The following is a 26,341-nucleotide window of genomic DNA, read 5'->3' as shown; positions in this document are numbered from 1 at the left end:
CCGCGAAATACGGGGCGGTTCATAGAGGTTTTGCAGATTTTGTGCATATCGCTGGCTGCCTTTTCGATCTGAATGAGTCTGGAGTTCTGAATAGCCCTGTCGAACGCTATCTTTGTGAAATAAAGGATTCATTAAGGCGCGTTCTTAGTGCTGGCGGATTGGGATCAGAGGATCAGTTGATTAACATATTGAGTACGACTCCGGAAACGTATGACGGTTACGCTGGTTGTGGTGTTGCGGGCAAGAGTAGTCAGCAGCTGAAGGTTTTTTTTGAATCTATGGTGGGTTGCGTGGAGACCCATGTGCTTAGTCGCCGTCCGGAGGTCGCTAAAGAAATCTTGGCCATAATGCGAGGGGGCGCATTGCCTGGCACATATGTATTCGGCAAAGAATTTGATGATAGGAAGGTGGCGGCTCTGGATGTCTTCAACTACGTTGATGCGCGGCTTTTCGTGGATATTTATGAGAATCTGGATAATCGCTCAAGGCTTGGGAACTCGTTGACGTACCTGGAGAATAGAACTAGGCGGAGAATGCAACTTGACACAACGCCGTTTTCAGCCGGGGCGCTCGAACCAGAAACAGATTTTATTGAATCGGTGGTCAAGGAGGTTGAGTTAAGGCTGTCAAAGTTCAGATACGACAGAATCGGTCGCCATATTTTCGAATCCGCTTTGCAAGAATATAGAAGCAACTTCGAAGCGGAGACTACCGATGATCCACCGTAGCAGACCAGTGCAGGTCTCAAATAAGAAGGCGCCCCTGGCGGGGCGCCGGTGCTCGATACGATGGAGATTAAGGTCGTCTCGAGCCGTCACACGGGCGGTCACATCCGTGCTGAGCCATGGACGCGCGACCTTGCAGAGCCTGCCTTGCCCGGTGAATTGCGGCAACGGCCAGATAGAAATAATTTGTATACCCTCCCTGATTGCCCGCCCGGGCTCTTCTTCTGAGCAAGAAATGACCGTTTCGCCCTAATGCCTGTTTTTGTATAGCGGCGTAGCCTGTTTGTTCCTTGGAACGGATCTGTTCAAGGCGCGAGAGGGTATGGGCATGGACGTCGGTTTGCTGGGCTCCTTTCTGGTGCCGCTGAGCAGCGCCATCGCTGCCTTCGGCTTGCTGCCGCTGGCCCGCCGGGTCGGTTTCGTCGATCACCCCGATGCGCGCAAGCAACACGGCGTGCCGGTGCCTCTTATTGGCGGTGTGGTGGTGTTCGTGGGGCTGGTCATGGCCGGGCTGACCTCCGGGCTGTGGCATGGCCAAGCCTGGAACTGGTGCCTGGCCGGCGCGGTGGCGCTGATCGGCATCGGCACCCTGGACGATATTTTTGACCTCAGTGCCCGCTGGCGCCTGGTGTTCCAGGGCATGACGGTGGCGCTGGCCTGTGCCGCGTCCGGGGTCTATATCGAGACGCTGGGGGCCCTGTTCGGCGGTGACGTGGTGATGCTGGTGGGGTTGCCCGGCTTGCTGTTCACCGTGGTGTGCGCGCTGGCGTGCATCAATGCCTACAACATGATCGATGGCATCGACGGTCTGGCCGGCGGCGTCACCTTGATTACCCTGGTGGGCGTGGCGATCCTGTCGTTGGCGGCGGGCCACACCGGCACCGGCCTGTTCGCGGCGCTGGCCTGCCTGGCGTTGCTGACCTATCTGCTGTTTAACCTGGAAATCCCCCTGTTACGCGGCTGGAAGATGTTCCTTGGTGATGGCGGCTCCACGCTGCTGGGCTTCCTGGTGCTGTGGCTGCTGGTGGCCGGCAGCCAGCGGGATGGCAGCTTTCCGCCGATTGTGGCGGTGTGGTTGGTGGGCGTGCCGATTCTGGACATGCTGGCGGTGTTCGCGCGCCGCCTGCTGAGCGGCCGCTCCCCGCTGAGCGCGGACCGGATCCATATCCATCATGGTCTGTTGGCCCGGGGCCTCAATGCCCGCCAGGCGCTGGTGGTGGTGGTGGCGATGCACGGCGCCATGGTGGCGTTCGGCGTGGCCGGCACCCTGGCCGGCTGGTCGGAGCTGACCCTGACCCTCGGCACCTTCGTGGCTGCAGGCCTTTATTTCTCCCTGAGCTTGCTGCTCGGTGGCCGCAGTGCTGCCTAGACGCCTTTTGTAGGAGCGGCTTCAGCCGCGATTCAGGCTGGGATCGCGGCTGAAGCCGCTCCTACAGGAAGCGTTGGGTGTGGTATTCTCGCGCTTTTCCTGAACACCTCCCGATCCGGTGCGACCTGTCTATGCTCAACGGACCTTTTCCCCCCTGGCCCTCCTTCACCGAGGAAGAAGCGGACGCGGTGCGCCGCGTGCTGCTCTCCAACCGAGTCAACTATTGGACCGGTGAGGAGACCCGCCATTTCGAGCGGGAATTCGCCGCCTTCGCCGGCACTGAATACGCGGTGGCGGTGGCCAATGGCACGGTGGCGCTGGAGCTGGCCCTGCGTGAGCTGGGCCTGGGGCCCGGCGACGAGGTGGTGGTGCCGCCGCGCACCTTCGTGGCCTCCGCCAGCGCGGTGATCAGCGTGGGCGCCACGCCGGTGTTCGCCGACATCGACCGGGACAGCCAGAACCTGACCGCCGCCACCGTGGAAGCGGTGCTGACGCCGCGCACCCGGGCGGTGGTGGCGGTGCATCTGGCCGGTTGGCCCTGCGATATGGACGGGCTGATGGCCCTGGCCCGGCGCCACGACCTGCGGGTGGTGGAAGACTGCGCACAGGCCCATGGCGCCACCTGGAACGGCCGCCCGGTGGGCGGGCTGGGTGATGTGGGCTGCTGGTCGTTCTGCCAGGACAAGATCATGTCCACCGGCGGCGAGGGCGGCATGATCACCGTCAACGACCGGGCGCTGTGGTCCCGGCTATGGAGCGCCAAGGACCATGGCAAGAGCTGGGCGGAGGTCTACGAACGCGATCACCCGCCGGGCTTTCGCTGGCTGCACGAGGGGATCGGCACCAATGCCCGGCTCACCGAGATGCAGGCGGTGATCGGCCGGCTGCAACTGGAACGCATGGCGGAGTGGACCCGCATCCGGCGCGCCCATTGCCAGACCCTTTGGGACGCTGCCCGGCGGATGCCCGGGCTGCGCGTGCCGACGCCGCCGGCGGCGGTGGGGCACGCCGGCTATAAAGGCTATGTGTTCGTGGAGCCCGAGGCGCTGGCGGACGGTTGGGACCGGGACCGCATCATGAATGAGGTGGTGGCCCGGGGCGTGCCCTGTTTTTCCGGCTCCTGTTCCGAGGTGTATTTGGAAAAATGCTTCCAGGATCTGGGCCTGGCGCCGGCGGCGCCGTTGCCGGTGGCCCGGGAGTTGGGCGAAACCAGCCTGATGTTCCTGGTGCATCCGACCCTGGAGACGGCGCACATGACCCGCACGGTGACCGCCCTGGGCGAGGTCATGGACCGCGCCGTTGGCGCGGGCGGGCAGTGACCATAATTTTCTGAAATTTACATGAACCTCTGCTAACGTGCTGTTTTTCCGGATAATCCACGGTCATTGATGAATCACCCCCTGGTGCAAAAAGTGGGCGCCTGGCTGCTGAGCAGCCCCCGCTGGCAGAAGCGCGCCATCATGCTGCTGACGGACGCTCTGGCGCTGCCGGTATTGCTGTGGGTGGCGTTCGCCCTGCGGTTCAGCCATTTTCTCGTGCCGGTGGGGCCGCTCTGGCTGATCGCCGGCTGCGTGCTGGTGCCGCTGATCTTCCTGTACGCCTGTGGGTTTTACCGGTCCATCGTTCGCTATCAGGGCACCGAGGCGGTGTGGTCGGTGCTGCTGGGCATGTCCGGCGCCACCGTGACCCTGGCGGCCATGGTGTACATGACCAATGCCTGGCTGCCGCGCTCCATTCTGGTGATTTTCTGGGTGTTGTCGGTGCTCTATCTGGGCATCAGCCGTACCCTGGCGCGCCGCTTCCTGCTCCATGTCATGGCCATCAATCCCGACCGCGAGCCGGTGGCGGTGTTCGGCGCCGGCTCCGCCGGGGCGCAGCTGGTGCGCGCCCTGCAGGCCGGCCGCGAGCTGCACCCGGTGATGGTGGTGGACGATGCCCGCAGCAAGCAGGGCACGCTGATGTCCGGCGTCGAGGTGGGCGACCGGGATCGCCTGCGTGAACTGGTGGAGGCGGGCCGCGTGCGCTCGGTGCTGCTGGCCATGCCGTCGTTGCCGCGCCACCGGCGCATGGCCCTGGTCACCTGGCTGGAGACCCTGGATGTGCGGGTGCAGACGGTGCCCACCTTCGCCGACATCGCCACCGGCAAGGCGCGCCTGGACGACATCAAGGACGTGGCCATCGAGGACCTGCTGGGCCGTGACCCGGTGCCGCCCCGGCCCGACCTGCTCGAGTACTGCATCCGCGACAAAAGCGTGCTGGTCACCGGTGCCGGCGGCTCCATCGGCTCCGAACTGTGCCGCCAGATCCTGCTGATCGGCCCGCGCCGGCTGATTCTGTTCGAGCAGAGTGAGGTGGCGCTGTACGACATCGAGCGCGAGCTGCGCGACAAGCTGAAACTGGCCGGCCGCCATATCGAACTGATCCCGGCGCTGGGCTCGGTGGTCAACCGTGGCCATGTGCGGCGCCTGTGCGAGGCCCATAGCGTGGACACTTTGTATCACGCCGCCGCCTACAAGCATGTGCCGATCATCGAGGACAACCCGGTGGCGGGGTTGCGTAATAATGTGCTGGGTACCCTGGAAGCGGCGGAGGGCGCCGAGGCCGCCGGCGTCAAACACTTCATTCTGATCTCCACCGACAAGGCGGTGCGCCCCACCAATGTGATGGGCGCCACCAAGCGGTTCGCCGAGATGGTGCTGCAGGGCATGGCCGCACGGGGCAGCGACACGGTGTTCTCCATGGTGCGGTTCGGTAATGTGCTCGGGTCTTCGGGCTCGGTGGTACCGTTGTTCCGTGACCAGATCACCCGGGGCGGGCCGGTGACGGTGACCCATCCGGACGTGATCCGCTATTTCATGACCATTCCGGAAGCGGCCCAGCTGGTGATCCAGGCCGGTGCCATGGCCCGGGGTGGCGAGGTGTTCGTGTTGGATATGGGCGAGCCGGTGCGGATTCTGGACCTGGCCCATGCCATGGTGCGTCTGATGGGCCTGACCATCCGTGACGAGAATCACCCGGATGGCGACATCGAGATCGTGTTCTCGGGTCTGCGGCCCGGTGAAAAGCTGTACGAAGAATTGCTGATCGGCGAATGCGCCAGCGGTACCCGCCACGAAATGATCATGCAGGCCAGTGAAGAAATGCTCGGTATGGAACAATTGGCCGCTGCCCTGGACGGGTTCCGTGTGGCGCTGGAGAACGGCGACGGCGAAACGGTCAAGGTTTTGCTGTGCGAACATGTCTGCGGCTACCGCCGCGCGGCGCCCGCCGCTCTCGCGGCCACCGGCCCGGCAACACCGGAGGGACCGGTTTCCGGCGGCCCGGCCAGGCCCTTGCACTAGCTCGTCCCGCCGCTTGATCCATGGAAGCCCTTTCTCGCGCTTTTTGTTAAATTCTCATGGTTTTTCTGTGCGCCACTCACGGACATTTCACGGTTTAATGCCCAGTATCCCGCTTTGTAAGCCGTTGATTATTGGTGAGATCCTGTAACGATTGGTTACTCTATGTACAAAATCCACCTTTTTCTGTAGGCTTCCCAACGTGAGCAAAGTGTGAGGGATATCACACTTTTTTCATGCTTCCTAGCTATGGGATAAGAAACTAATGCCAAAGACCTACGATGAACAGTCTGGCTTCAGGAAGAAGACGGGGGAGAAGGATTTCAAAATCAGACGCGTTGGAGGCCGCTCCGAGTCGGCCGCCACGCCCACTTCATCCAACCGCGATACCGGCTGGACGTTGCTGGATCAGGTCGCCGGTAAGCCGCGCTCCGAGATGCCCGAGGAGCGGCCGGCTGGCTTTGCCACCGCCACCGTCGGCGCGTCCGCCGCTGTCAGCGCGCCGCCGGAGCCGATTCCCCCCGAGCCCGTAGCGCCGGCGGGGGCGCCGGAGCCGGCGGCAACCAGCCAGCGGTTCCGTTCGTTGCTGTCCGGGCCGGTGGAACGGTCCCCGCAAGCGGTGAGCGGCGCCTATAACGGCACGCCGCTGAAGGCACTGCTGCGCCGGATCGCCGAAAGGCAGGCCAGCCACCGTCCGGCCGGGTTTGATGAATGGCGTTAATTTCCGTTGTTTCGCCCAAAGGCGGGGTGGGTAAGACCACCTGCGTGGCCAACCTTGCCTACGGCATACGGCGTCTGGGCTACCGTGTGGTAGTGGTGGACTTTGACGCCCAGAACGCCCTGCGCTTGCATTTTGGCGTGCCGCTGGGCGATGGCGACGGCTATGTGCACGACGCGGTGGAGACCGACGACTGGCGCACCCTGGCGCGGCCGGTGGCCGACGGCGTGTATCTGCTCGCCTATGGGGACGTGCCCCGGGAGGAGCGCAAGCGCTTTGAGCTGGCGCTGGAGCAGCCCGGTTTCCTGGATCGCCCGATGGCGTCGCTGACCTCCACGCCGGGTACCGTGGTGATCGCGGACCTGCCACCCGGCGATTCCAATGCATTGTGGGCGGTCAGTCGCCTGTCTGATTTGCGCATCACCGTGTTGCTGGCGGATTCCGCGTCCGTTTCGTTGCTGCCTCGGGTATCCGAGGGCTTGTTTTATCCTCAAGATGTGCCGGAAGGCAGCGAGCACGGTTATGTGCTCAACCAGGTGGACCCGCGTCGGCGGTTGAACACCGAAATCACCGAATTCATGGAGCAACGTCTGAGTACTGATCTGCTTGGCCTGATTCATCATGACGAGGCCTTTCCCGAGGCAAACAGCCGACAGCGGTCGGTGTTTGACCAGGCGCCCAATTCAAGAGGCGCCATGGATGTCCGGCGCTGTGTGGCGCGCATAATGGAAAAATTGGCGGAGATGGATGGGACCGCCGTGGTCGAGGTGCCGGGCGGCGCTTCCTGAGGGGTTTTAATGACGGCCAGGACGGATCGGGGGCATACCCTGCGCGGGCGAATTATGTTGTTTCTGGCGGTGTTGTTGGCAACACCGCCATTGTTTTTCTTTATCACCACACCGATGGATGCCAGCCACCAGATCGTGCTGGGGCTGTGCGGCGCGGTGCTGGCGATTCTGGTCAACCGACTGAGCCCGGATTCCCGCTCCACGTCCGTGGGGTTGATGCTGCTGTCGGTGGTGGTCTCCAGCCGCTACCTGTACTGGCGCACCACCGAAACCCTGGTATTCCAGACCGGCTTTGAATACGTGCTCGGCTACGGCCTGTACGCCGCCGAGCTGTACGCCTGGGTGATTCTGTTCTTCGGCTATATTCAGACCGTTTTCCCGCTGGAACGGGGCATCACGCCGATGCCCGCGGACGTCAGCCAGTGGCCCACCGTCGATGTTTACATCCCCACCTACAACGAATCCCTGCAGGTGGTGATGGACACGGTGCTGGCGGCCCAGGAGCTTGAATACCCGGAAGATAAGATCAGCATCTATCTGCTGGACGACGGCGGCCGCCAGGAGTTCGCCGCCTTCGCCGCCCGCGCCGGCGTCGGCTACATCGCCCGTGAGGAACACAACCACGCCAAGGCCGGCAACCTGAACCACGCCATGCAGCTCACCGACTCCGAGCTGATCTGCGTGTTCGACTGTGACCATATTCCCACCGCCGGTTTTCTGCAGAGCACGGTGGGCGGGTTCTGCGTGGACCAGGGCCTGTCCATGTTGCAGACGCCGCACTATTTCTATTCCCAGGACCCGTTCGAGCGCAACCTGGCGGTGGGTGACGGCCTGCCCCGGGAAGGCGAGCTGTTCTACGGGCCGGTACAGAAAGGCAACGACTTCTGGAACGCCACCTTCTTCTGCGGCTCCTGCGCGGTGATCCGCCGGGCGGCCCTGGACGAAGTGGGCGGTTTCGCCGTGGAAACCGTCACCGAGGACGCCCACACCGCACTGAAGATGCAGCGCAAGGGCTGGCGCACCGCCTTCCTGGGGCTGCCCCTGGCCGCCGGTCTGGCCACCGAACGGCTGTCCCTGCACATCGGCCAGCGCGCCCGCTGGGCCCGTGGCATGACCCAGATCCTGCGGCTCGACAACCCCATGTTCGGCCGTGGTCTGACCCTGGCCCAGCGGCTGTGTTACCTCAACGCCGCCTTGCACTTCATGTTCCCGCTGCCCCGGGTGGTGTTTCTCACCGCGCCGCTGGCCTACCTGCTGATCGGCCAGAACATCATCGCCTCCTCGGCGCAGATGATCCTGGCCTACGCGGTGCCGCATCTGTTCCACGCCATCTATACCAACTCCCGGCTCAACGGCCGCTTCCGGCATACCCTGTGGGGCGAGATCTACGAGTCGGCGCTCTGTTTCCACCTGATCAAACCGACCCTGGTAACGTTCTTCAATCCCCGCGCCGGGAAATTCAACGTCACCGAGAAAGGCGGGCTGCTCAAGGAAACCTTCTTTGATGTGAACCCGGTGAAGCCGCATCTGGTCGCCGCCTTCCTGCTACTGGCCGGCCTCGGCTGGGGCGCGGTGCGCTGGTACTGGAACGATTACTACGGCGTACAGCGCGATGTTATGACACTGAACCTGTTCTGGGGCGGCTTCAGCCTGTTCATTCTGCTGGCCACCATCGCCGTGGCCCGGGAACGGCGCCAGGTGCGCAGCTCGGTGCGGGTGGAACTGGATTTGCCGGCGACTCTGTATATGGACGATGGCCACACCCTGGCCACCCGCACCGTGGACCTGTCGATGACCGGCGGACGGGTGCGTAACCCGGACAATGCGCTGCCGGATCAGGCGGTGGAGTTCGTGGAGATGGTCATGAATGGCCGCTCGGTACTGCTGCCGGCGGAGCTGATGGGCGGCGACCACCGTTATATCCGCCTGCGTTTTGGCCAGCTCGACATCAAGCAGCGCCGCAACCTGGTGCGCATCGTGATGGGCCGTGCCGACGCCTGGCTGAGCGAGGGCGAGCGCCGCCAGGATCACCCGATCCGGGCGTTCTGGCCGGTGGTGCGCTGCGTGCTGGGCCTGTTCCTGCCGGACCTGATGTCCCGGGACCCGGAGGAGCGCGAAGCCAACCGGGTGTTCCAGGAAGGCAAACTGTGGCGCTGGATCATGCCCGTGGCCATGTTGTTCCTGGTGGCGGTGCTGGTACTGCTGGCGGTACGTCCGGCCCTGGCCCAGGGCAGCGACGCCCAGGTCAGCGCGGTGCGCCCGCCGGCGTCGGTGGCGCCGGTGCCGGCGGAACCCCGCAACATTACCCTGGAGCAACTGGGGGTGGCCGATGGCCTGACGCTGACCGGCGATGGTGGCCAGGCCGGGGTTGGCGTATCGCTGCCCGCCGACGAGGTGGTGGTGGACGCCAGCATGGTGCTGCAGCTGCGCCATGACCCGGCGCTGGCGGCGGGGCAGGGCGAACTGGTGGTGGCCCTTAACGGCGAGCCGGTGCAGCGCATCAGCCTGCGCGAGGGCGATGGCAAGGTTCACGAGCACCGCTTCGAGATCAATCCGGCGCTGTTGGTGGATCATAACCGGCTCGGCTTCCGGCTGTATGGGGTGGCCGACCAGACCTGTCTGAACCCGCTGGACCCGCGCGTCAATGCCCAGATCATGCCCGAGACCGAGCTGAATCTGGCGGTGGAACGGCTGCCGCTGGCCAGCCGGCTGGATCTGTTGCCGGTGCCGTTTCTGGACCCGGCCGCCTCCGGCCCGGTGGAAGTGGTGCTGGCCATGTCGGACCGCAACGACCCGCGCCAGGTGCACGCCGCCGCGCTGGTGGCCAGCTGGTTCGGCGCCCAGAACCGGTACCGGGAATTGAGTTTCCGGGTGGTGGATAAACTGCCCGACGACAACGCCGTGGTGCTGACCACCAGTGAGGCGCCGCTGGATGGCATGACGCCGACCAGCTACGAAACTCCGATGATCCGCATGGCCGACAACCCGCGCACCCGGGGCAAGCTGCTGGTGTTGCAGGCGGCGGACGGCGACGGCCTGGTGGAAGCGGCCCGTTTTCTGGCGTATCCCCAGACCGTGCTGTCCGGCGAGCGGATGGCCGCCAAGGCGGTGTCCACCCGCGCCAGCCGGCCCTACGACGCGCCGCGCTGGAACGCCGGCGACGCCATTCCCCTGCGCCTGGGTGATCTGGTGCCGCCGGAACAGCTGCGCGTCAGCGGCATTAACCCGGCGCTGATCCGGGTGCCGTTCCAGGTGGCCCCGGACCTGGAACTGTGGCCCGGCGACACGGTGCCGCTGCGGGTGCGTTACCGGTTCCCGGACGGCGACTGGCTGAACACCGACAAGTCGCGCCTGGACGTGGCCCTGAACGGCCAGTATCTGGGCGCGCTGCCGGTCACCCGCCGGGGCCTGTTCGAACATCTCTGGGGCCTGGCGATGGGGCCCCTGCGTCAGGAAGAGGCGGTGCTGCGGGTGCCGCCGTCGCTGATTCACGGACAAAACGAACTGACCTTCTATTTCAACCTGGCGTACCGCTTCCCGGACCCCTGCTCGGTGGCCCTGCCCACCGACGTGGTCAGCCAGGTGTATCCGGATTCCACCCTGGACCTGACCGATACCTGGCACCTGGCGGAGGTGCCCAACCTGCGGCCGTTCGTGGCCGCCGGCTTCCCGTTCAACCGCTATGCGGACCTGGCCCGCACCGCTCTGGTGCTGCCGAAGAAACCGTCCTTGTCGACACTGGACGCGGCCTTTACCTTATTGGCACGGATGTCCGAATCCACCGGGGTGGTGGGGGACAAAGTGGCGGTGGCCATGGGCGACGACCAATTGCGCTCGGTGGCCGACCGCCACTGGCTGGCGCTGGTGCCGTTGGACGACCCGATGGCGCGGGCGCTGCTGCGCGACCCTTATTATCTCAATGACGGCCGGCTGCGGGTGCGCTCGCCGAACCTGATCGGGCGCATCAAGCAATGGGTGCTGCACGGCGAACCCCTGCAACGGGGGCCGGCGGATCGGGCGCTGAGCAGCCGCTCGTTGATTCAAGGCGCCATCGCCGGCAACACGCCGCTCAACGACCAGCGGCAGATGGTGCTGCTGACCAGTAATAACAAGGCGGACCTGGCGCCGCTGGTGCGAGAGATGGACCAGCAGGAGGTCCGCGCGCTGATGGGCGAGGATCTGTCGCTGTTGGATGAGGAAGAGGTGGTGCGCAACTTCCGCATCCAGCCGGTCAGCCCGGACGGCAATAGTGACTGGCCAACCATGCTGCGCTGGGCACTGGGCCAGCGCCCGGATGTGCTGTTGGTGTGCGCGCTGTTCGTGCTGGTGTTGATCGCCGGCACCCTGGTCCCGCTGCTGCGCGCCCGCGCCGCGCGGCGTCTCAATGAACACGGTGAACGGAAAAAGCGATGAACGGGAAGCGCATCAATGGATGGCTGGCCGCCGGCCTGCTGGGTACCGCGCTGACGGTGGCGCCGGGCTTGTCCCTGGCCCAGGCGGCCGGTGATGCCTCGGTGCAGCGGCTGCTGGACCAGGCGGAGTTCTGGCGCACCAACAACCGGCCGGACCTGGCGGCGGACACCCTGCGACGGGTGCTGACCGCCGACCCGGACAACCCGGCGGCGCTCTACCAGATGAGCGTGCTGGAGGAGACCCGTGACCCGGCCGCCGCCCAGCGTTACGCCGACCGCCTGCGCAAGGCGGCGCCGGACAGCGAATTTGTGAGCCGCCTGGACGACCGCCAACGCCGGGAGGGCGTGGACGCCGACCAGCTGCGCGAGGCCCGGCAACTGGCCGCCGCCGGCAATGCCAAGGCGGCGGTGGAGCGCTACGAGCGGGTTTTCAACGGCAAGCCGCCGGGGGACCTGGCGCTGGAGTATTACCAGACCCTGGCCGGTGTGGATGGTCGCCGGGCCGAGGCCCGCGCCGGCCTGGAAAAACTGGCCCGGCAGAATCCAGATGACCGCCGGGTGGCGCTGGCCCTGGCCAAGGTGCTGACCTACGAAGGTGGCACCCGCCAGCAGGGCATCGATCAGCTGCGTGCCCTGTGGACCGCCAAGCCCGAGAAGGAAGTGCAGAGTGCCTGGCGCCAGGGCCTGATGTGGCTGCCCGACGCACTGGACAGCGTGGCGCCGCTGCGTCAGTACCTGGAGCAGTTTCCCGACGACCGGGAAGTGGCCGCCAAGCTGGCGCGCTCCGACAACCAGGCCCGCGCCGCCCGGGGTCGGGGCTATGCCGCCCTGGAAGCGGGTCGCGTGGACCCGGCGGAGCAATCGTTCCGTGCCGCCCTCAAGGATGACCCCAACGACGCCGACGCCCTGGCCGGGCTCGGCCTGGTGCAGCTGCGCCGGGAGCGCTTCGACGAAGCGCAACGCTCCCTGGAGCGGGCCATCAAGCTGAATCCCTCCAAGGCCTCGGAATGGCGCCCGCCGCTGGAAAGCGCCCGTTTCTATGGCCAGTTGGCGGCGGTTCGTGCCGCCTTCCGCGCCGGCAACCTGGACAAAGCGTTCCAGGACGTGCGCCCGCTGACCCGCGCCGCCGGCAACCAGGGCCGTGACGCCAAGCTGTTGCAGGGCGAGATTCTGCTGGCCCAGGACCGGGCGGTGGTGGCGGAAAGCCTGTACCGGGACCTGCTGGTGGAACGGCCGGCGATGACCGAAGCCCGGGCCGGCCTGGTGCGGGCGCTGATGGCCCAGGGCCGTTATCAGGACGCGGACGCGGAGTTCGCCAAGCTGCCGGCGGCGGCCCAGCAACAACTGAGCTATCTGCGCCAGCAACGGGTGGACAGCCTGCGCCAGCAGGGCGAGGACCTGATCGCCGCCGGCCGCCCCGGCGCCGGTGAGCAATCGCTGCGGGAAGCCATGGCGGTGGCGCCGAACGACCCCTGGACGCGTTTGTCCCTGGCCCGTTTCTACGATGATCAGGGCCAGCCGCGCCGGGCGCGGGCGCTGATCGACCCGCTGCTGGACGGCAACCCCAGCGCCACCGATCTGCAGGTGGCCGCCCTGTTGGCGGAAAAACAGCAGCGCTGGGAAGATGCCCAGGCGCTGCTCGACCGTATTCCGGCGGCTCAGCGCGATGACGCCATCAACCAACTGCGCGACCGGGTTCGCGGTGGCGCCCGGGTGGCACGTCTGCGCCGGGTCCTGTCCCAGGGCGACGAATGGCAGGTGGAAAACGCCCTCGACGATCTCTACCGCAACCCGCCCAACGACTCCGCGGAGCTGGGCCAGGTGGCCAGCCTGCTGGTGGACCAGGGCGAGGACGCCCTGGCGGTGGCGCTGGTGCGCCGCGACCTGGACCTGCACCTGGGCGAAAGCAATGCGGTGACGCCGTTCCTTGGCCACGCTTCGGTGCTGTCGCGCACCGGTAATCAGCGCGAGGCGCGGCGGTTGATGGCATTGCTCGACCGGCGCGCCGGGGACGCCACCGCGGCCCGCACTGCCCTCAACGACACCCGCGATCAATTGCTGCTGGACCAGGTCACCGCCCTGCGTGAGGACGGCGAGCTGGCCCAGGCCTACGACGTGCTGGTGGCGGAACTGGAACGGCGCCCCCGGGAGCCGGCCCTGCTCCACGAACTGGGCAATCTCTATCTCAAAGGCGAACGCTTCGACGACGCCGCCAGCGTGTTCCAATGGCAGTTGCAACGGGACCCCGGTGACGTGGTGGCCCGGCGCGGCGCGGTGGCCGCCGCCCTGGGCGCCGGCGACGCCAACCGGGCGGAGGCGCTGCTCAGCGAAGTGGCGCCGCTGGAAGATCCGGAACTGCTGCTGCTGGCGGCGCGCACCGCCGAGGCCCAGGGCGACAAACGCCAGGCGCTCACCTTCGCCAATCAGGCGGCGGGCATGGAGCGCAGCGGTGGGCCCTCGGTGGTCGGTGTGGTGAATCCGTTCCGCGACGGCGTCCGGTCCCGCCAAGACGGTCGCTGGGCGGCGTTCGGCCCCAGCAGTGACAAGGACGGCGAAGCCGGCGTCTGGTTGCCCGGGGAAACCCGCGTGGCCGGCCGCTGGCAGCCGGATGGCGAAGCCCGTGGCTACCTGAACCGCTCCTATGACTCGGCGCCAGCGACGCCGACCCCGGCCAGCCCCTACCAGGGCGGTGGCGGCGAGGCCTGGGCCGGCGACTGGCGCCGGCCGGACCGGGCCGACACCATGGGCGGCGCCTACGCCGCCGGTGACTCGGGCTCCGGTTATAGCGAGCGCCGGGCGGCCGCCGCCGAACCGGTGCGCCCGGCCCCCAGCCAGGAGCGGCTGGTGCGCATCGACGACCTGCGCGACGACCTGCGCCGCTCGTTGTCGCCGAAGGGGCAGGGCGGTCTGTCGCTGCGCTTCCGCGACGGTGAGGAGGGCCTCAGCCAGCTCACCGAGATCCGTGGCGACATCGGCCTGTCGTCGGTGCCGTTCGGCGGTGGGCGTTTCACCGCCACCGCCTCGCCGGTATATCTGAACGCGGGCACCCTGGAAGGTGACGCGGCGACCCGCTTCGGCGCCACCGGCGCCAGTTCCGCCGCCGCCTCGGCGGTGGTGGAGCAGCTCAGCGGCGTCGGTGATCTGATCGATGGCATCGATGACGTGGCCGACAATCTGGACGCCGCCCAGGGGGCCTTCAGCACCGCCGAGGCCCAGCGTAACGCCGCCCAGACCAGCGTCACCACCGCCCAGCAGAATCTGGACGACGCCCAGGACGATCTGCTCAACGCCAACAACCCCACCGAAGAGGAACTGGCGGCGTTGCAGGCGGCGGTGGAGACCCGCCAGTCGCAGCTTGATCAGGCCCAGAGCACTTTCAACGAACGGCAGAATCAGCTCGCCAACGCGGAAAACCAGCTCGACGACGCCCAGGATAACTTCGAGAGCAGCGTGCAGCGCAATGTGCTGTTCGAGTCGGGCATCGACCTGGACGCCCTGAGCAACGAGCAACGGCAGTTCGTGGACAACTACCTGCAGCGTGAATTCGGCAGCAGTGACTTCTCCCTGGACGCCACCAACACCGCCGACTACCGGGCCCGTGCCGCCGCCGTGCGGCAACTGGTCAGCGACGTGGCGGCGCGGGCCGGGGCCTACCGGCGCGCCGCCGCCTACGGCAACCAGAGCGATGCCGGCATGGCGGTGGCGTTCGGCTACCGGGACGGCGCCTTCAGCGGTGACATCGGCAGCACCCCTTATGGCTTCGAGGTCACCAACCTGGTGGGTGGTATTACCTGGGCGCCCCGCGTGGCCAGCAATACCAACCTGCGCCTCACCGCCCAGCGGCGGGCGGTCACCGACAGCCTGCTGTCCTATGCCGGCGTCGAGGACCCGGTCACCGGCGACCGCTGGGGTGGCGTGACCCGCTCCGGCGCGGAGATCGGCCTGGCCTATGACAACGGTCAAGTGGGCAGCTACGGCGACCTGGGTTTCTACAGCTACCAGGGCCACAATGTGGATACCAACCAGGAGGCGGTGTTCAACCTGGGCGCCTATGTGAAGCCCATCAATGAACGCTGGCGCACGCTGCAAACCGGCGTGCACCTGAATTACCGCAGCTTTGACGAAAACCGGGGGCAGTTCACCTATGGCCATGGTGGTTACTTCAGCCCGCAGGATTACGTCAGCCTGGCGTTCCCGATTACCTACAAGGAAACCTATAACCGGGTGAGCTGGAACGCTCGTCTGCAGCCGGGCTTCCAGAGCTACACGGTGGATAGCGCACCGTATTTCCCCACTCTGGATGAACAGCAACAGTGGATGGATATCCTGGTGGACGCCGGCATCGCCACGGCCTCGTATTACGATGCCGAAAGCAAGAGCGGTTTCGGTCTCAACCTGGGTGCCGGGCTCGACTATCAGTTGTCGCCGGCGTTCAGCCTGGGCACCAGCATCGATTACGATACGTTCGGGGATTACTCTGAAACCTCCGCGATGATCAACCTGCTGTACACCATGGAGCCGTGATCATGGATAAAACGACCGCGAATCAGGCACGCTCGCTGGAGTATTTCCGGGGCCGGCAGTTCAGCGGCCAATGGCGATTGTTCATGACCGCCCTGGTGGAAGAGTTGAACGCCAGCGCCGGCAGCCAGGAGATGCTGGCTTTTTTCGGTCACCTGGGCGCCAAGATCGCCGCTGATCTGCCCATCGATGAGCAGGACACTGTGGAGGGCCTGGAGGCGGCCATCAACCGGCGCTGGCACCAATTGGACTGGGGCTGGTGCCAGTTTCATGGCGAATCGGAGATGATCGTGATCGTGCACGATGCCTGGCCGCGCCTGGACGGCGCCGTGCGCGAAACCTGGGCCGGCGCGCTGGCGGCGCTGCTGGGCGGCGCCTACGGCGCCTGGCTGCGCGACCAGGGCGGCGACCGCACGGTGGAAGTACAAGTGCTCAAGGCCCAAACGGGAGGCCCGTTGGAATTCTGCTATGGCTGTTGAGGATGACTCCAGCTCCAGACCATTGGCCCGCTGGCTGCTGGCCCTGCTGATCGGCATGGTGTTGCTGCCCCTGGGCGCGTCGGCGCAGGACATCGGCTGGCGCCATTATCAGCAACTCTATATGAAGGACGACGGCCGGGTGGTGGATACCGGCAATGACGGTGTCAGCCACACGGAAGGGCAGGGCTGGGGCATGCTCATGGCGGTGTATTTCGACGACCGCCCCCGTTTCGAGAAACTCTACCACTGGACCCGTAAGCACCTGCGCCGGCCGGTGGACGGGCTTTACACCTGGCGCTATAAACCCGGCGCCGAATCCCCGGTCCTCGACCCCAATAACGCCACCGACGGCGACCTGCTGATTGCCTGGGCCCTGGAACAGGCCGCCAGCCGCTGGCACGTGGACCGCTACCGGGCGGATTCCCGCGAGCTGCGTGAGGCCATCCGCCGCCACCTGCTGCTCGAATACGGCGGTTATCTGGTGTTGCTGCCGGGCCGCGAAGGCTTCGTCCATGACGGCTATGTGGACCTCAATCCCTCCTATTGGGTGATGCCGGCGCTGAACGAGTTCGCGCGCCTGGAACCCAACGGTCCCTGGCGGCGGCTGATGTACGACGGCGCCCGTTTGATGCACCAGGCGCGCTTCGGCGATGCCATGCTGGTGCCCGACTGGCTGCGCCTGAGCCGGGATGGCACTCTTTCCCTGCCGGACACCTGGCCGCCCCGTTTCGGTTTCGAGGCGGTGCGGGTCCCTCTGTATTTTTATTGGATGGGCTTGGGCCAGGCGCCGGCGCTGGATGGTATCCGCCGTTTCTGGATGCGGCCGCGCCCGCCGGCCTGGGTGGACCTGACCACCGACGAAACTGCGGAATTTCCCCTGTCCCGGGGCGGCATGGCGGTGCGTGCGCTGCTGCTGGGCGACGGTGAATCCATCCCGGTGTCTCCGCAGCGCGATGACGATTACTATAGTGCCTCGCTGTTGATGCTCAGCCGCATGGCCCTGCGCCCGCTACCGGGTAAAAGAATGTAATTGCACGGAATGCCGCGAACCGCCGCGGAACCATAGCCGGCTGTTCTGTTTCATAATCACTTCTCTCGCGGACAAGGAGTTTTCATGGTCAGAAAAGCGGTGATTCCCGTGGCGGGCTTCGGCACCCGCATGTTGCCTGCCTCGAAATCCATTCCCAAGGAAATGCTGCCGATCATCGACCGGCCGGCCATTGATTACGTGGTGGAAGAAGCGGTGCAAGCCGGCATCACCGAAATCATTCTGGTCAGCCACGGCAGCAAAACCGCCATTGAGAACTTCTTCGACGGCCACCCGGAACTGGAAGCCCAGCTGGAAGCCAAGGGCAAAACCGAGCTGCTTGAGAAAGTGCGCCACCCGCTGCCGGACGGCGTGCAGGTGACCAGCGTGCGCCAGGGCCCGCCCCAGGGCCTTGGCCACGCGGTCTGGCAGGCCCGGCAGGTAGTGGGCGGCGAGCCGTTCGTGGTGATCCTGCCGGACGTGCTGGTGGACGGCGAAGGCCGTGGCAACGACCTGAGCAATATGATCCGTCGCTTCCAGGAAAACGGCGCCGCCCAGATCATGGTGGAGGGCGTGCCCGACGAACTGGTGCATAAATACGGCATCGCCGACCTGGACGGTGAGCCGCCCCGGGCCGGCGACAGCGCGCCCATGCGTGGCGTGGTGGAGAAACCCGACCGGGACCAGGCGCCTTCCAACCTGTCGGTGGTGGGCCGTTATGTGCTGCCGCCGGAGGTGATGGATCTGCTCGCCGAAACACCGCCGGGTGCCGGCGGCGAGATTCAACTCACCGACGCCATCGCCGCGCTGATCGGGCGGGCGCCGGTGGAGGCCTACGCCATGTTGGGCCGTACCTTTGATTGCGGCAGCAAGGAAGGCTACCTGCAGGCGATTCTGCATTATGCAGTCAAGCATCCGGAGATTGGGGACGCCGCCCGCGACCTGATCTCCAGGGCCGATCGCCAGGAATAAGGAGATTCAATGCGCATTGATATGTTTGGCGACACCCTGTGCGCCATGGTTACCGCTGCCGCCATGGCGCAAAGCGGCCATCGGGTGCGCTGGTGGCTGCCCCCGGGCCGGGTCGCCCGGGCCCTGGATGACGGCCGGGTGCTGTATCAGGAGCCCGGGCTGGCCGAGCTGGTCAGCAGCCAGCGCCGCGCCGGGCGCCTGGACTGCCGCACCGACGAACCGGGACTGGCCAGCGCCAACGGCGAGCCGGCGGTGAGCGAACCGGCGCCGGTGGTGTGCCTGGCCCTGCAGCCCGGCGACCTGGAGCGCGCCGGCCATCTGGCGGACTGGGCCGGCCGCGGCGGGGCCCGTCTGCTGATCAATCAGAGCGTGTTTCCGGTGGGTACCACCGAACAGATGCAGGCGCGCCTGAGCGACGCTGGCGCCAACACGCCGGTGGTGTGCCTGCCGGACACCCTGCAGGAAGGCCAGGCGCTGGATTCCTTCACCCGACCCCACCATCTTTTGCTCGGCTGCGACGACCGCGAGGCGGAAGTGCTGGTGCGCGAGCTGCTGCGGCCCTATAACCGCCGCCGCGATGTGCTCAAGGTGATGCTGCCCCGCGAGGCGGAGTTCACCAAACTGGCGATCAGCGGCATGCTCGCCACCCGGCTCAGCTACATGAACGACATGGCGCTGCTGGCCGAGCAACTGGCGGTGGACATCGACGTGATCCGCCAGGGCGTGGGGTCGGACCCGCGCATCGGCGAAGCCTATCTGTACGCCGGCTGTGGCTTCGGCGGCCCGGGTTTCAGCCGCGACGTGATGAGCCTCACCGACACCCTGCGCAGCCGCCGCATTGGCGCCGAGCTGCTGGAGCAGGTGCTGCAGATCAACGAGCGCCAGAAGGAAGTGCTGTTCCGCAAGTTCTGGCGCCACTACGAAGGCGACGTGGAGCAGCGGCGCGTGACCCTGTGGGGCGCCGCCTTCAAGCCCGGCTCCGACCGCATCGACAACGGCCCGGCCCTGCGTCTGATCGAAGCGCTCTGGGCCCAGGACGTGGACGTGCACGTGCACGATCCGCTGGCGCTGCCGGAGCTGTCCGCCTGGGCCCGGGGCAAGGGCACCCTTACCCTCCACGACGACCCCTACGAGGCGGCCCGCGACAGCGACGCGCTGATGCTGGTGACCGAGTGGAAGGCCTACTGGGGCCCGGACTGGGACGATCTCAAGTCCGCCATGCGCACGCCGTTGATTCTCGATGGGCGCAACATCTATGACCCGGCGTACGTGAAGCGCCAGGGCTTCACCTACCACGGCATCGGGAGGGGCTGATGACCACCTCAACGCTTCAGAACCTGCCACCGCACGATGATGAGGCCACCCGCGCCGCCGACCAGGCCCTGCGTGACCATGCCGGGCAGGCCGGTGAATGGCACCTGGCCGATCTGTTCGCCGACGATCCGAACCGCTTTGACACCCTGAGCCTGCACGCCGGCGGGGTGCTGGCGGACTTCAGCAAGCAACGGCTCACCGCCGAAACCCTGGAGAAGCTGCGCGCCCTGGCCGGTGCCCGGGGACTGGACGCCTGGATACGCTGCCTGTTCGAAGGCGGTGAGGTGAACTGGACCGAAGGCCGCGCCGCCATGCACTGGCGGCTGCGCCAGCCGGCCCGCGACGATGGCGAGCAGGACCCGGTGCAGGCGCAGCTGCTGCGCATGGAACGCATCGTCAAACGGATTCTGTCCGGCCAATGGCGCGGCTGCGAAGGGGACGCCATCACCGACGTGGTCAACGTGGGCGTGGGCGGCTCCGACCTGGGCCCGCTGATGGCCTCGGTGGCACTGCATGAAAACCAGCCGCCGGAAGGGCGCCGGCCACGGGTGCATTTCGTGTCGTCCATGGACGGCAGCCAGATCGCGCCGCTGCTGGACGAACTGAACCCGGCCACCACCCTGATCGTGGTGTCGTCCAAATCCTTCACCACCGTGGACACCTTGAGCAACGCGGCCACCGCCCGCTACTGGCTGGAGAAGGCGTTCCCGGACCGCAACGGCGCGGTCCTGCGCTGCCATTTCGTGGGCATTTCGGCGAAGCCGGAGCGCATGAGCGAATGGGGTATCCACGGCGACAACCAGCTGCTGTTCTGGGACTGGGTGGGGGGCCGCTATTCCCTGTGGTCGGCCATCGGCCTGCCGATTGCCCTGACCATCGGCATGGACGGCTTCCGTGAGTTGCTGGCCGGCGCCAACGAGATGGACCGGCACTTCCAGGACGCGCCCTGGGAGCGCAACCTGCCGGTGCTGCTGGGGCTGGTGGATGTGTGGAACCTGAACTTCCTGAACATCACCGCCCGCGCGGTGCTGCCCTACGATGGCCGCCTCAAGCACTGGCCTTCCTATGTGGAACAGCTGGAGATGGAATCCAACGGCAAGTCCGTGGACCGCGACGGCCAGCTGGTGGACTACCACACCTGCCCGGTGATCTGGGGCGAGGTCGGGCCCAACGCCCAGCATGCTTTCTACCAGCTGCTGCACCAGGGCACCCGGCCGGTGGCCTGCGAATTCATCGCCGCCGCCCGCCACGGCCGCCGCCAGGGCAGCAGCGCCGAGCTGCAGCCGCTGGAAGAGCAGCACATCCTTACCCTGGCCAACTGCCTGGCGCAATCGCGCCTGCTGGCCCTGGGCGACCGGGCGCTGGCGGAGGACGACGATACCCCCACCTACAAACGCTACCGGGGCAACCAACCCAGCACCACCTTGCTGCTGGACGAACTCACGCCCCGCCATCTGGGCGCGCTGGTGGCACTCTATGAACACAAGGTGTTCGTGCAGGCGGTGCTGTGGGGCATCAACCCCTTCGACCAGTGGGGCGTGGAAATGGGCAAGAAGATCGCCACGGATATGATTCAGGTCCTGGGCAATGGCGACGGTGGTGACGGGCTCGATGCTTCCACCCGTGCCCTGGCACGCTACGTGCGAGAACGGCAGGCCTAGAGCCGCAAGGCGGCTCGGTTCAGGATGCGGGACACAGGCATGGCACCGTGCCGGTCCCTTCATCCGATCCTGCATCCTGTAACTCGCCGTGCAGCCGCGCTCTACACAAAAGGACTTACCATGACCACCGAGATTTCCGATTCCCTGTTCCGCGCCTACGACATCCGCGGCATCTACCAGGACACCCTGAGCGACGACGTGGCGCGGCTGATCGGCCTCTCCATCGGCTCCGAGGTGCGCACCCGGGGCGGTGACACCGTGGCGGTGGGCCGCGACGGACGGCTGTCCTCGCCGGCGCTGGTGGAAGCCCTGTCCGCCGGCCTCCAGGCCAGCGGCTGCAATGTGGTGGACGTGGGCCTGGTGCCCACCCCGGTGCTGTACTTCGCCACCCACCATTACCATGACGCGGATTCCGGCGTGATGGTCACCGGCAGCCACAACCCGCCGGACTACAACGGCTTCAAGGTGGTGATCCAGGGCACCGCGCTGTCCGGGGACGCCATTCAGGCGCTCAGGAAGCGCATTGAAGAGCAGGACTTCAGCGCCGGTGAAGGCAGCCGTGACCAGCGCGATGTGTTGCCCTCCTACCTGAATGCGATACAGCGCCGCCACCAGCTGGCGCGCCCCCTGAAAGTGGTGGTGGACTGCGGCAACGGCGCCGCCGGGGTGTGTGCCCCGGAAGCGCTGATGCTGCTGGGCTGCGACGTGACGCCGCTGTACGCGGACGTGGACGGCACCTTCCCCAATCACCACCCGGACCCGGGCGACATCGAGACCCTCAAGGACCTGACCGAGGCGGTGCGCGCCCATGACGCCGACCTGGGCCTGGCGTTCGACGGCGACGGCGACCGGCTGGGCGTGGTGCTGCCGAACGGAGAGGTGGTCTATCCGGACATTCTGCTGATGGCCCTGGCCGAGGACCTGGTCGGGCGGGTACCCGGCGCCAAGGTGATCTTCGACGTGAAGTGCACCGGCGGTCTCTTCGACGTGATCCGCCAGGCCGGCGGTGAACCGGAAATGTGGCGCACCGGCCATTCGCTGATCAAGGCGCGCATGAAGGAAACCGGCGCCTTGCTGGCCGGCGAGATGAGCGGCCATATCTTCTTCGCCGAGGACTGGTACGGCTTCGACGACGCCACCCTGGCGGCGGCCCGGCTGCTGGTGATCCTGAGCCGCTTCGACGGCGACGCGGAGCGCTTTTTCGACCGCTTTCCGAAGCTGCACTCGACCCCGGAAATCCAGATCCAGGTCACCGAGGAAAACAAATTCCGCATCATCGAGTACCTGCAACAAAACGCCGACCTGGGTGACGGCGAACCCTGCGTGATCGACGGCATCCGCATGGACTACCCGGACGGCTGGGGCCTGTGCCGCGCCTCCAACACCTCCCCCAAACTGGTGACCCGCTACGAAGCCCGCGACAAAGCCACCCTGGCCCAAATCCGGGAACGCTTCGAAACCGCCATCCAACAAGCCATCCAAGCCGCCGGCTAACCCCTACCGGGGTCGGACCACGGTAACCCGCTGATTTTATGGACTTTTGTCCTCCCAGAGTGGCGTTACCGGGGCTTAGCGGCGGCCGCTACCGGGGTCGGACCACAGTAACCCACTGATTTCATGGATATTTCACCTCTTGAAGCGGTGTTTCAGGTGCTTAGAGACGCGTTTGGGGGGTCGAAATCAGCCTCTAAGGACGGCGGGCCGTTTCTTCAAGCCCGGACCCTTTGAGGTCGTTTTTTGCCGGTAAACACACCCCCTAAGCCCTCCAGATACGCCTAAAAAAGAGAAAATCCCTTATAAATCAATAAGTAGCCGTGGTCCGACCCCGGGGTTCCCCGGGGTTCTCTGAAAGCGCCCAACCGAATAGCACACCGCAACAACTCTCTGTTATCCTCGAACCAAGCAAGCGCTTGGTTTATTTGTGAGGAGGTAGTGTGGCGGATTTGTCCTATTTCAATGAGACCCACGGCATGGTGCGCGAGACGGTGCGCAAGTTCGTCGAGCGGGAGATTCTGCCCTCGGTGGATGAGTGGGAGGAGGCCGGGGAGTTTCCCCGTGAGTTGTACAAGAAGGCTGCCGAGGCCGGCATTCTGGGGATCGGCGCGCCGGAGCGTTGGGGTGGCAGCGGCGAGGATGTGTTTATGAAGGTGGCCGCCTGCGAGGAGATGGTGCGCTGCACCTCCGGCGGGGTGGGCGCCAGCCTGGGGTCGCTGGATATCGGGCTGCCACCGGTTTGGAAGTGGGGCAGCGAGGAGTTGCAGGGGCGGGTGGTGCCGCCGGTGCTGGGCGGCGATAAGATTGCCGCCCTGGCGATCACCGAGCCCGGTGGCGGTTCCGATGTGGCCAACCTGCGTACCCGGGCGGTCCGTGACGGCGACCATTTCGTGGTCAACGGCGCCAAGACCTTTATCACCAGCGGCGTGCGCGCCGATTTCTATACGGTGGCGGTGCGCACCGGCGACCCGGGGTTCGGCGGCATTTCCCTGTTGCTGGTGGAGAAGGGCACCCCCGGTTTCTCGGTGGGGCGCAAACTCAAGAAGATGGGCTGGTGGGCCTCGGACACCGCCGAGCTGTTCTTCGAGGATTGCCGGGTGCCGGTGGAAAATCTGATCGGCCCGGAGAACGGCGGCTTCTACTGCATCATGAGCAACTTCCAGATGGAGCGTCTGGTGCTGGCGGTGACCGCCAACATGACCGCCCAGGTGGCGTTGGAGGAGGCCATGGCCTATGCCCGTGACCGCCAGGCGTTTGGGCGGCCCATCGCCGGCTTCCAGGTGACCCGGCACAAGCTGGCGGAGATGGCCACCCAGGTGGCGGTGAGCCGCGAGTTCACCTACCGCACGGCGGCGCGCATCGCCAACGGCGAGGACTGCGTGCTGGATGTGTCCATGGCCAAGAACCAGGCCACCCAGTGCGCCGACCGGGTCACCTGGGATGCGGTGCAGATCTTCGGCGGCGCCGGCTACATGCGCGGCACCGTGGTGGAGCGGCTGTTCCGGGACAACCGCATTCTGTCCATCGGTGGCGGCACCTACGAGATCATGAACGAGGTGATCGCCAAGCGCCTGGGGCTGTAATCCCCGCGATCGTCACCGGGGCGGGCCGCCGTCAGCCGCGGTCGGGCCGCCCGGCGCGGCGCACCTGGCCCGGGGTCTGTCCGGTCCAGGATCGGTACGCCTTGCTGAAACTGGCCTGATCGCTGTAGCCCAACCGGTCCGCGATGCTCTCCAGGGAGTCGCCGGTTTCGGTGAGGTAGCGGGTGGCGAACTGGCGGCGCACTTCATTGCGAATTTCACTGAAGGAATAGCCGGCCAGCGCCAGATGACGGCGCAGGCTGCGCGGGCTCATGCCCAGGTGGTGGGCGACCCGCTGCAGGGTACTGTCGCGGCCGGGGTGCTCGGTGATCCGTGCGCGGGCGCGGCCGAGCACCTGATCGGCCATGTCCGGTGGCTCCACCGTCAGCACCACCTGGTTGCAGGTGCCGCCGAAGCGGATCGGCGCGCCCCGGGCCACGGTCCGCCATTGGCTGCCGCACAAGGTGGTGGGGAAATCGAATTCGATGGCGCGGGTGCCGCCGAAGGGTCGGGTCAGTGATTGGATGCTGCCCAGGTAGATCTTGATAACGAATTCACGGAGGGAGCCCAGCTCCCAGGTGTCGACCAGTTGAATGCGGGCGCTATGCCCGTCGCAATGGAGATGCAGGTCCATGATCGGCAGGGTGACGCGAAAGTAGTGCACGATGGTGTCGGCCAGGCTGCGCCGGTCGGCGCGGCTGTTGTGTTCGGTGAAACCTCTCAGCCCGTGACCCTCCAGATCCAGCAACTGGCCGAACTGAAACGGTGCCAGTTCATCACCTAGCAATCGCTTGGTTTGTTCCAGAATGCGGCGCACTTGTTCAATGGTTAAATAACACTCCGGATGATCGAGCATTTCCTGGTCCAGTCCGGTCCCCGCCAGTACCAGGTCACCACTGATCTGACGTTGCCGCAGAAAATGCATCAACCGGCGTCCATAACGCGCGGCGATCATGGGCAAGTGCGAGCAGTCCTTTGTCGTCCCTTCCATATTCTTCACCTGGATTAATTATGACGTGGGTCTCACTTCCGGTCCGTTGTTTCCCGATCTGTTTGCGAGGTTGCCCCTTTTAACAAAAAACTGGCCACTTTTACTATTAAAAATTTCCAGGTGCGAAGACAGAATTTCCCTCGCCACAAGTCAGCGGGATGACATGGAGGGAAGTCATGGCCAGTAAAAAGAAAGCGCGCCTGAAAGCGCGCTACGTGCCTATTTCAAAGGTTTCCGTGGATCAGATGCTGCGGATGTACGATCTTTACCGGCGCTACTACGAGAACATCAGCGTTGATCTTTTTTGCAAGGACATGGTTGAGAAAAATGGCGTTTTTCTCATTCAGGAGCGTGAAAGCCGTCGCACCGTGGGCTTTTCCACACTAAAAGTACTGGATATGGAAGTGGGTGGAAAAACGGTAACCGGTGTATTCAGCGGCGACACCATCATCGAAAAGGAATTCTGGGGCACCCGTGTTCTTCAGGTGCAATTTTTCCTGCGCATGGTGAAGGAAAAACTGAAACGACCGTACCGACCTTTGTACTGGTTGTTGATTTCCAAGGGCTACAAAACCTATCTGCTCTTGGCCAATAATTTTTATAGCTATTATCCGCACCCGGAAGGCCGTTGCGATCATCTTGCGGATTATGTGGCGAATTATTGCCACACTCTTTTTCCGGACTCCTTCTGCGATCAGCGCCGGCTGCTGGACTTCGGTAATGGCTACACGCACCTGAAGCAGGACGTGGCGATGATCACCAAGGAGATGCGCGAAAAAAATGCCAAAATCCGCTTCTTCGAGCAGTGCAATCCGTCCTGGGAACGGGGCACCGAGTTACCCTGCATCGGTTTGGTGGATGCCCATCTTCTGCTGCGTTATCCCCTCGACGTGTGGCGCAAGCGCCGCCGGTCCTCGACGCTGGCGACGCGCTCCGTCGCCTACGATTGAGC

17 protein-coding genes are annotated in these 26,341 nt (G+C 65.4%); 16 read left to right on the top strand and 1 reads right to left on the bottom strand.

The genetic code is table 11. The features are described from left to right. The 15 genes from FGS76_RS19445 to FGS76_RS07625 form a co-directional block, all read left to right on the top strand. Positions 1 to 728: hypothetical protein (locus tag FGS76_RS19445; RefSeq protein WP_170214426.1), on the top strand; the 728-nt coding region annotated here is incomplete at its 5' end. Between the two features lie 325 nt (positions 729 to 1,053). Continuing rightward, a complete protein-coding gene (locus FGS76_RS07690; RefSeq protein WP_170214425.1) occupies positions 1,054 to 2,094 on the top strand; it encodes an MraY family glycosyltransferase in 1,041 nt (346 codons plus the stop codon). A 131-nt stretch (positions 2,095 to 2,225) separates the two neighbouring features. Next, positions 2,226 to 3,413 (top strand): DegT/DnrJ/EryC1/StrS family aminotransferase, encoded by a 1,188-nt coding sequence (locus FGS76_RS07685; RefSeq protein ID WP_138772033.1) that lies wholly within the window; start codon positions 2,226 to 2,228, stop codon positions 3,411 to 3,413. Positions 3,414 to 3,482: 69 nt separating this feature from the next. Next, entirely contained in the window at positions 3,483 to 5,435 is a 1,953-nt protein-coding gene (locus FGS76_RS07680) for a polysaccharide biosynthesis protein (protein WP_240692461.1), read from the top strand. A 262-nt stretch (positions 5,436 to 5,697) separates the two neighbouring features. Beyond that, complete coding sequence (locus FGS76_RS07675) at positions 5,698 to 6,153, top strand: hypothetical protein (protein ID WP_138772032.1); 456 nt, start codon at positions 5,698 to 5,700, stop codon at positions 6,151 to 6,153. Continuing rightward, positions 6,144 to 6,938, top strand: a complete 795-nt coding sequence (gene bcsQ, locus FGS76_RS07670) for a cellulose biosynthesis protein BcsQ (RefSeq protein WP_138772031.1) — start codon at positions 6,144 to 6,146, stop codon at positions 6,936 to 6,938. Before FGS76_RS07675 ends, bcsQ begins: the two co-directional genes overlap by 10 nt. 9 nt (positions 6,939 to 6,947) lie before the next feature. Then, a complete protein-coding gene (gene bcsA, locus FGS76_RS07665; RefSeq protein WP_138772030.1) occupies positions 6,948 to 11,351 on the top strand; it encodes a UDP-forming cellulose synthase catalytic subunit in 4,404 nt (1,467 codons plus the stop codon). Further along, entirely contained in the window at positions 11,348 to 15,874 is a 4,527-nt protein-coding gene (locus tag FGS76_RS07660; RefSeq protein ID WP_138772029.1) for a cellulose synthase subunit BcsC-related outer membrane protein, read from the top strand. The genes bcsA and FGS76_RS07660 overlap by 4 nt, the downstream gene beginning before the upstream one ends. Positions 15,875 to 15,876: 2 nt before the next feature. After that, on the top strand, positions 15,877 to 16,350 hold the full coding sequence (gene bcsD / locus FGS76_RS07655) for a cellulose biosynthesis protein BcsD (protein WP_138772028.1): 474 nt from the start codon (positions 15,877 to 15,879) through the stop codon (positions 16,348 to 16,350). After that, on the top strand, positions 16,340 to 17,380 hold the full coding sequence (locus FGS76_RS07650; RefSeq protein ID WP_138772027.1) for a family 8 glycosyl hydrolase: 1,041 nt from the start codon (positions 16,340 to 16,342) through the stop codon (positions 17,378 to 17,380). The genes bcsD and FGS76_RS07650 overlap by 11 nt, the downstream gene beginning before the upstream one ends. An 84-nt stretch (positions 17,381 to 17,464) precedes the next feature. Next, positions 17,465 to 18,349 carry a UTP--glucose-1-phosphate uridylyltransferase gene (locus tag FGS76_RS07645; protein ID WP_138772026.1) on the top strand — a complete coding sequence of 295 codons (885 nt, stop codon included), beginning with the start codon at positions 17,465 to 17,467 and terminating at the stop codon, positions 18,347 to 18,349. A 9-nt stretch (positions 18,350 to 18,358) separates the two neighbouring features. After that, positions 18,359 to 19,663: a UDP-glucose dehydrogenase family protein gene (locus tag FGS76_RS07640; protein ID WP_138772025.1), complete on the top strand. Its 1,305-nt coding sequence runs from the start codon at positions 18,359 to 18,361 to the stop codon at positions 19,661 to 19,663. Continuing rightward, a complete protein-coding gene (gene pgi / locus FGS76_RS07635) occupies positions 19,663 to 21,324 on the top strand; it encodes a glucose-6-phosphate isomerase (protein WP_138772024.1) in 1,662 nt (553 codons plus the stop codon). Before FGS76_RS07640 ends, pgi begins: the two co-directional genes overlap by 1 nt. Before the next feature lie 120 nt (positions 21,325 to 21,444). Beyond that, positions 21,445 to 22,818 carry a phosphomannomutase/phosphoglucomutase gene (locus tag FGS76_RS07630; protein WP_138772023.1) on the top strand — a complete coding sequence of 458 codons (1,374 nt, stop codon included), beginning with the start codon at positions 21,445 to 21,447 and terminating at the stop codon, positions 22,816 to 22,818. A 476-nt stretch (positions 22,819 to 23,294) separates the two neighbouring features. Then, complete coding sequence (locus tag FGS76_RS07625) at positions 23,295 to 24,401, top strand: acyl-CoA dehydrogenase family protein (RefSeq protein ID WP_476726664.1); 1,107 nt, start codon at positions 23,295 to 23,297, stop codon at positions 24,399 to 24,401. Positions 24,402 to 24,432: 31 nt separating this feature from the next. Here FGS76_RS07625 and FGS76_RS07620 read toward each other — a convergent pair whose 3' ends face one another. Continuing rightward, positions 24,433 to 25,389: a helix-turn-helix transcriptional regulator gene (locus tag FGS76_RS07620; protein WP_138772021.1), complete on the bottom strand. Its 957-nt coding sequence runs from the start codon at positions 25,387 to 25,389 to the stop codon at positions 24,433 to 24,435. 176 nt (positions 25,390 to 25,565) lie between these two features. Here FGS76_RS07620 and FGS76_RS07615 point away from each other — a divergent pair, with 176 nt between their 5' ends. After that, positions 25,566 to 26,339, top strand: a complete 774-nt coding sequence (locus tag FGS76_RS07615) for a hypothetical protein (protein ID WP_240692460.1) — start codon at positions 25,566 to 25,568, stop codon at positions 26,337 to 26,339. Positions 26,340 to 26,341 lie beyond the last annotated feature (2 nt).

The organism is Alloalcanivorax gelatiniphagus (genome assembly GCF_005938655.1).
GTDB lineage: Bacteria > Pseudomonadota > Gammaproteobacteria > Pseudomonadales > Alcanivoracaceae > Alloalcanivorax > Alloalcanivorax gelatiniphagus.
Note: the sequence above shows the minus strand (reverse complement) of the source record. Positions and strands in the feature narration are given on the sequence as shown.

What these genes read in the sequence shown, in the direction of transcription:
- FGS76_RS07690 (WP_170214425.1), top strand. Translation starts at nt 1,054, where the DNA reads ATGGACGTCGGTTTGCTGGGCTCCTTTCTGGTGCCGCTGAGCAGCGCC.
- FGS76_RS07685 (WP_138772033.1), top strand. Translation starts at nt 2,226, where the DNA reads ATGCTCAACGGACCTTTTCCCCCCTGGCCCTCCTTCACCGAGGAAGAA.
- FGS76_RS07680 (WP_240692461.1), top strand. Translation starts at nt 3,483, where the DNA reads ATGAATCACCCCCTGGTGCAAAAAGTGGGCGCCTGGCTGCTGAGCAGC.
- FGS76_RS07675 (WP_138772032.1), top strand. Translation starts at nt 5,698, where the DNA reads ATGCCAAAGACCTACGATGAACAGTCTGGCTTCAGGAAGAAGACGGGG.
- bcsQ (WP_138772031.1), top strand. Translation starts at nt 6,144, where the DNA reads ATGGCGTTAATTTCCGTTGTTTCGCCCAAAGGCGGGGTGGGTAAGACC.
- bcsA (WP_138772030.1), top strand. Translation starts at nt 6,948, where the DNA reads ATGACGGCCAGGACGGATCGGGGGCATACCCTGCGCGGGCGAATTATG.
- FGS76_RS07660 (WP_138772029.1), top strand. Translation starts at nt 11,348, where the DNA reads ATGAACGGGAAGCGCATCAATGGATGGCTGGCCGCCGGCCTGCTGGGT.
- bcsD (WP_138772028.1), top strand. Translation starts at nt 15,877, where the DNA reads ATGGATAAAACGACCGCGAATCAGGCACGCTCGCTGGAGTATTTCCGG.
- FGS76_RS07650 (WP_138772027.1), top strand. Translation starts at nt 16,340, where the DNA reads ATGGCTGTTGAGGATGACTCCAGCTCCAGACCATTGGCCCGCTGGCTG.
- FGS76_RS07645 (WP_138772026.1), top strand. Translation starts at nt 17,465, where the DNA reads ATGGTCAGAAAAGCGGTGATTCCCGTGGCGGGCTTCGGCACCCGCATG.
- FGS76_RS07640 (WP_138772025.1), top strand. Translation starts at nt 18,359, where the DNA reads ATGCGCATTGATATGTTTGGCGACACCCTGTGCGCCATGGTTACCGCT.
- pgi (WP_138772024.1), top strand. Translation starts at nt 19,663, where the DNA reads ATGACCACCTCAACGCTTCAGAACCTGCCACCGCACGATGATGAGGCC.
- FGS76_RS07630 (WP_138772023.1), top strand. Translation starts at nt 21,445, where the DNA reads ATGACCACCGAGATTTCCGATTCCCTGTTCCGCGCCTACGACATCCGC.
- FGS76_RS07625 (WP_476726664.1), top strand. Translation starts at nt 23,295, where the DNA reads ATGGTGCGCGAGACGGTGCGCAAGTTCGTCGAGCGGGAGATTCTGCCC.
- FGS76_RS07620 (WP_138772021.1), bottom strand. Translation starts at nt 25,389, where the DNA reads ATGGAAGGGACGACAAAGGACTGCTCGCACTTGCCCATGATCGCCGCG.
- FGS76_RS07615 (WP_240692460.1), top strand. Translation starts at nt 25,566, where the DNA reads ATGGCCAGTAAAAAGAAAGCGCGCCTGAAAGCGCGCTACGTGCCTATT.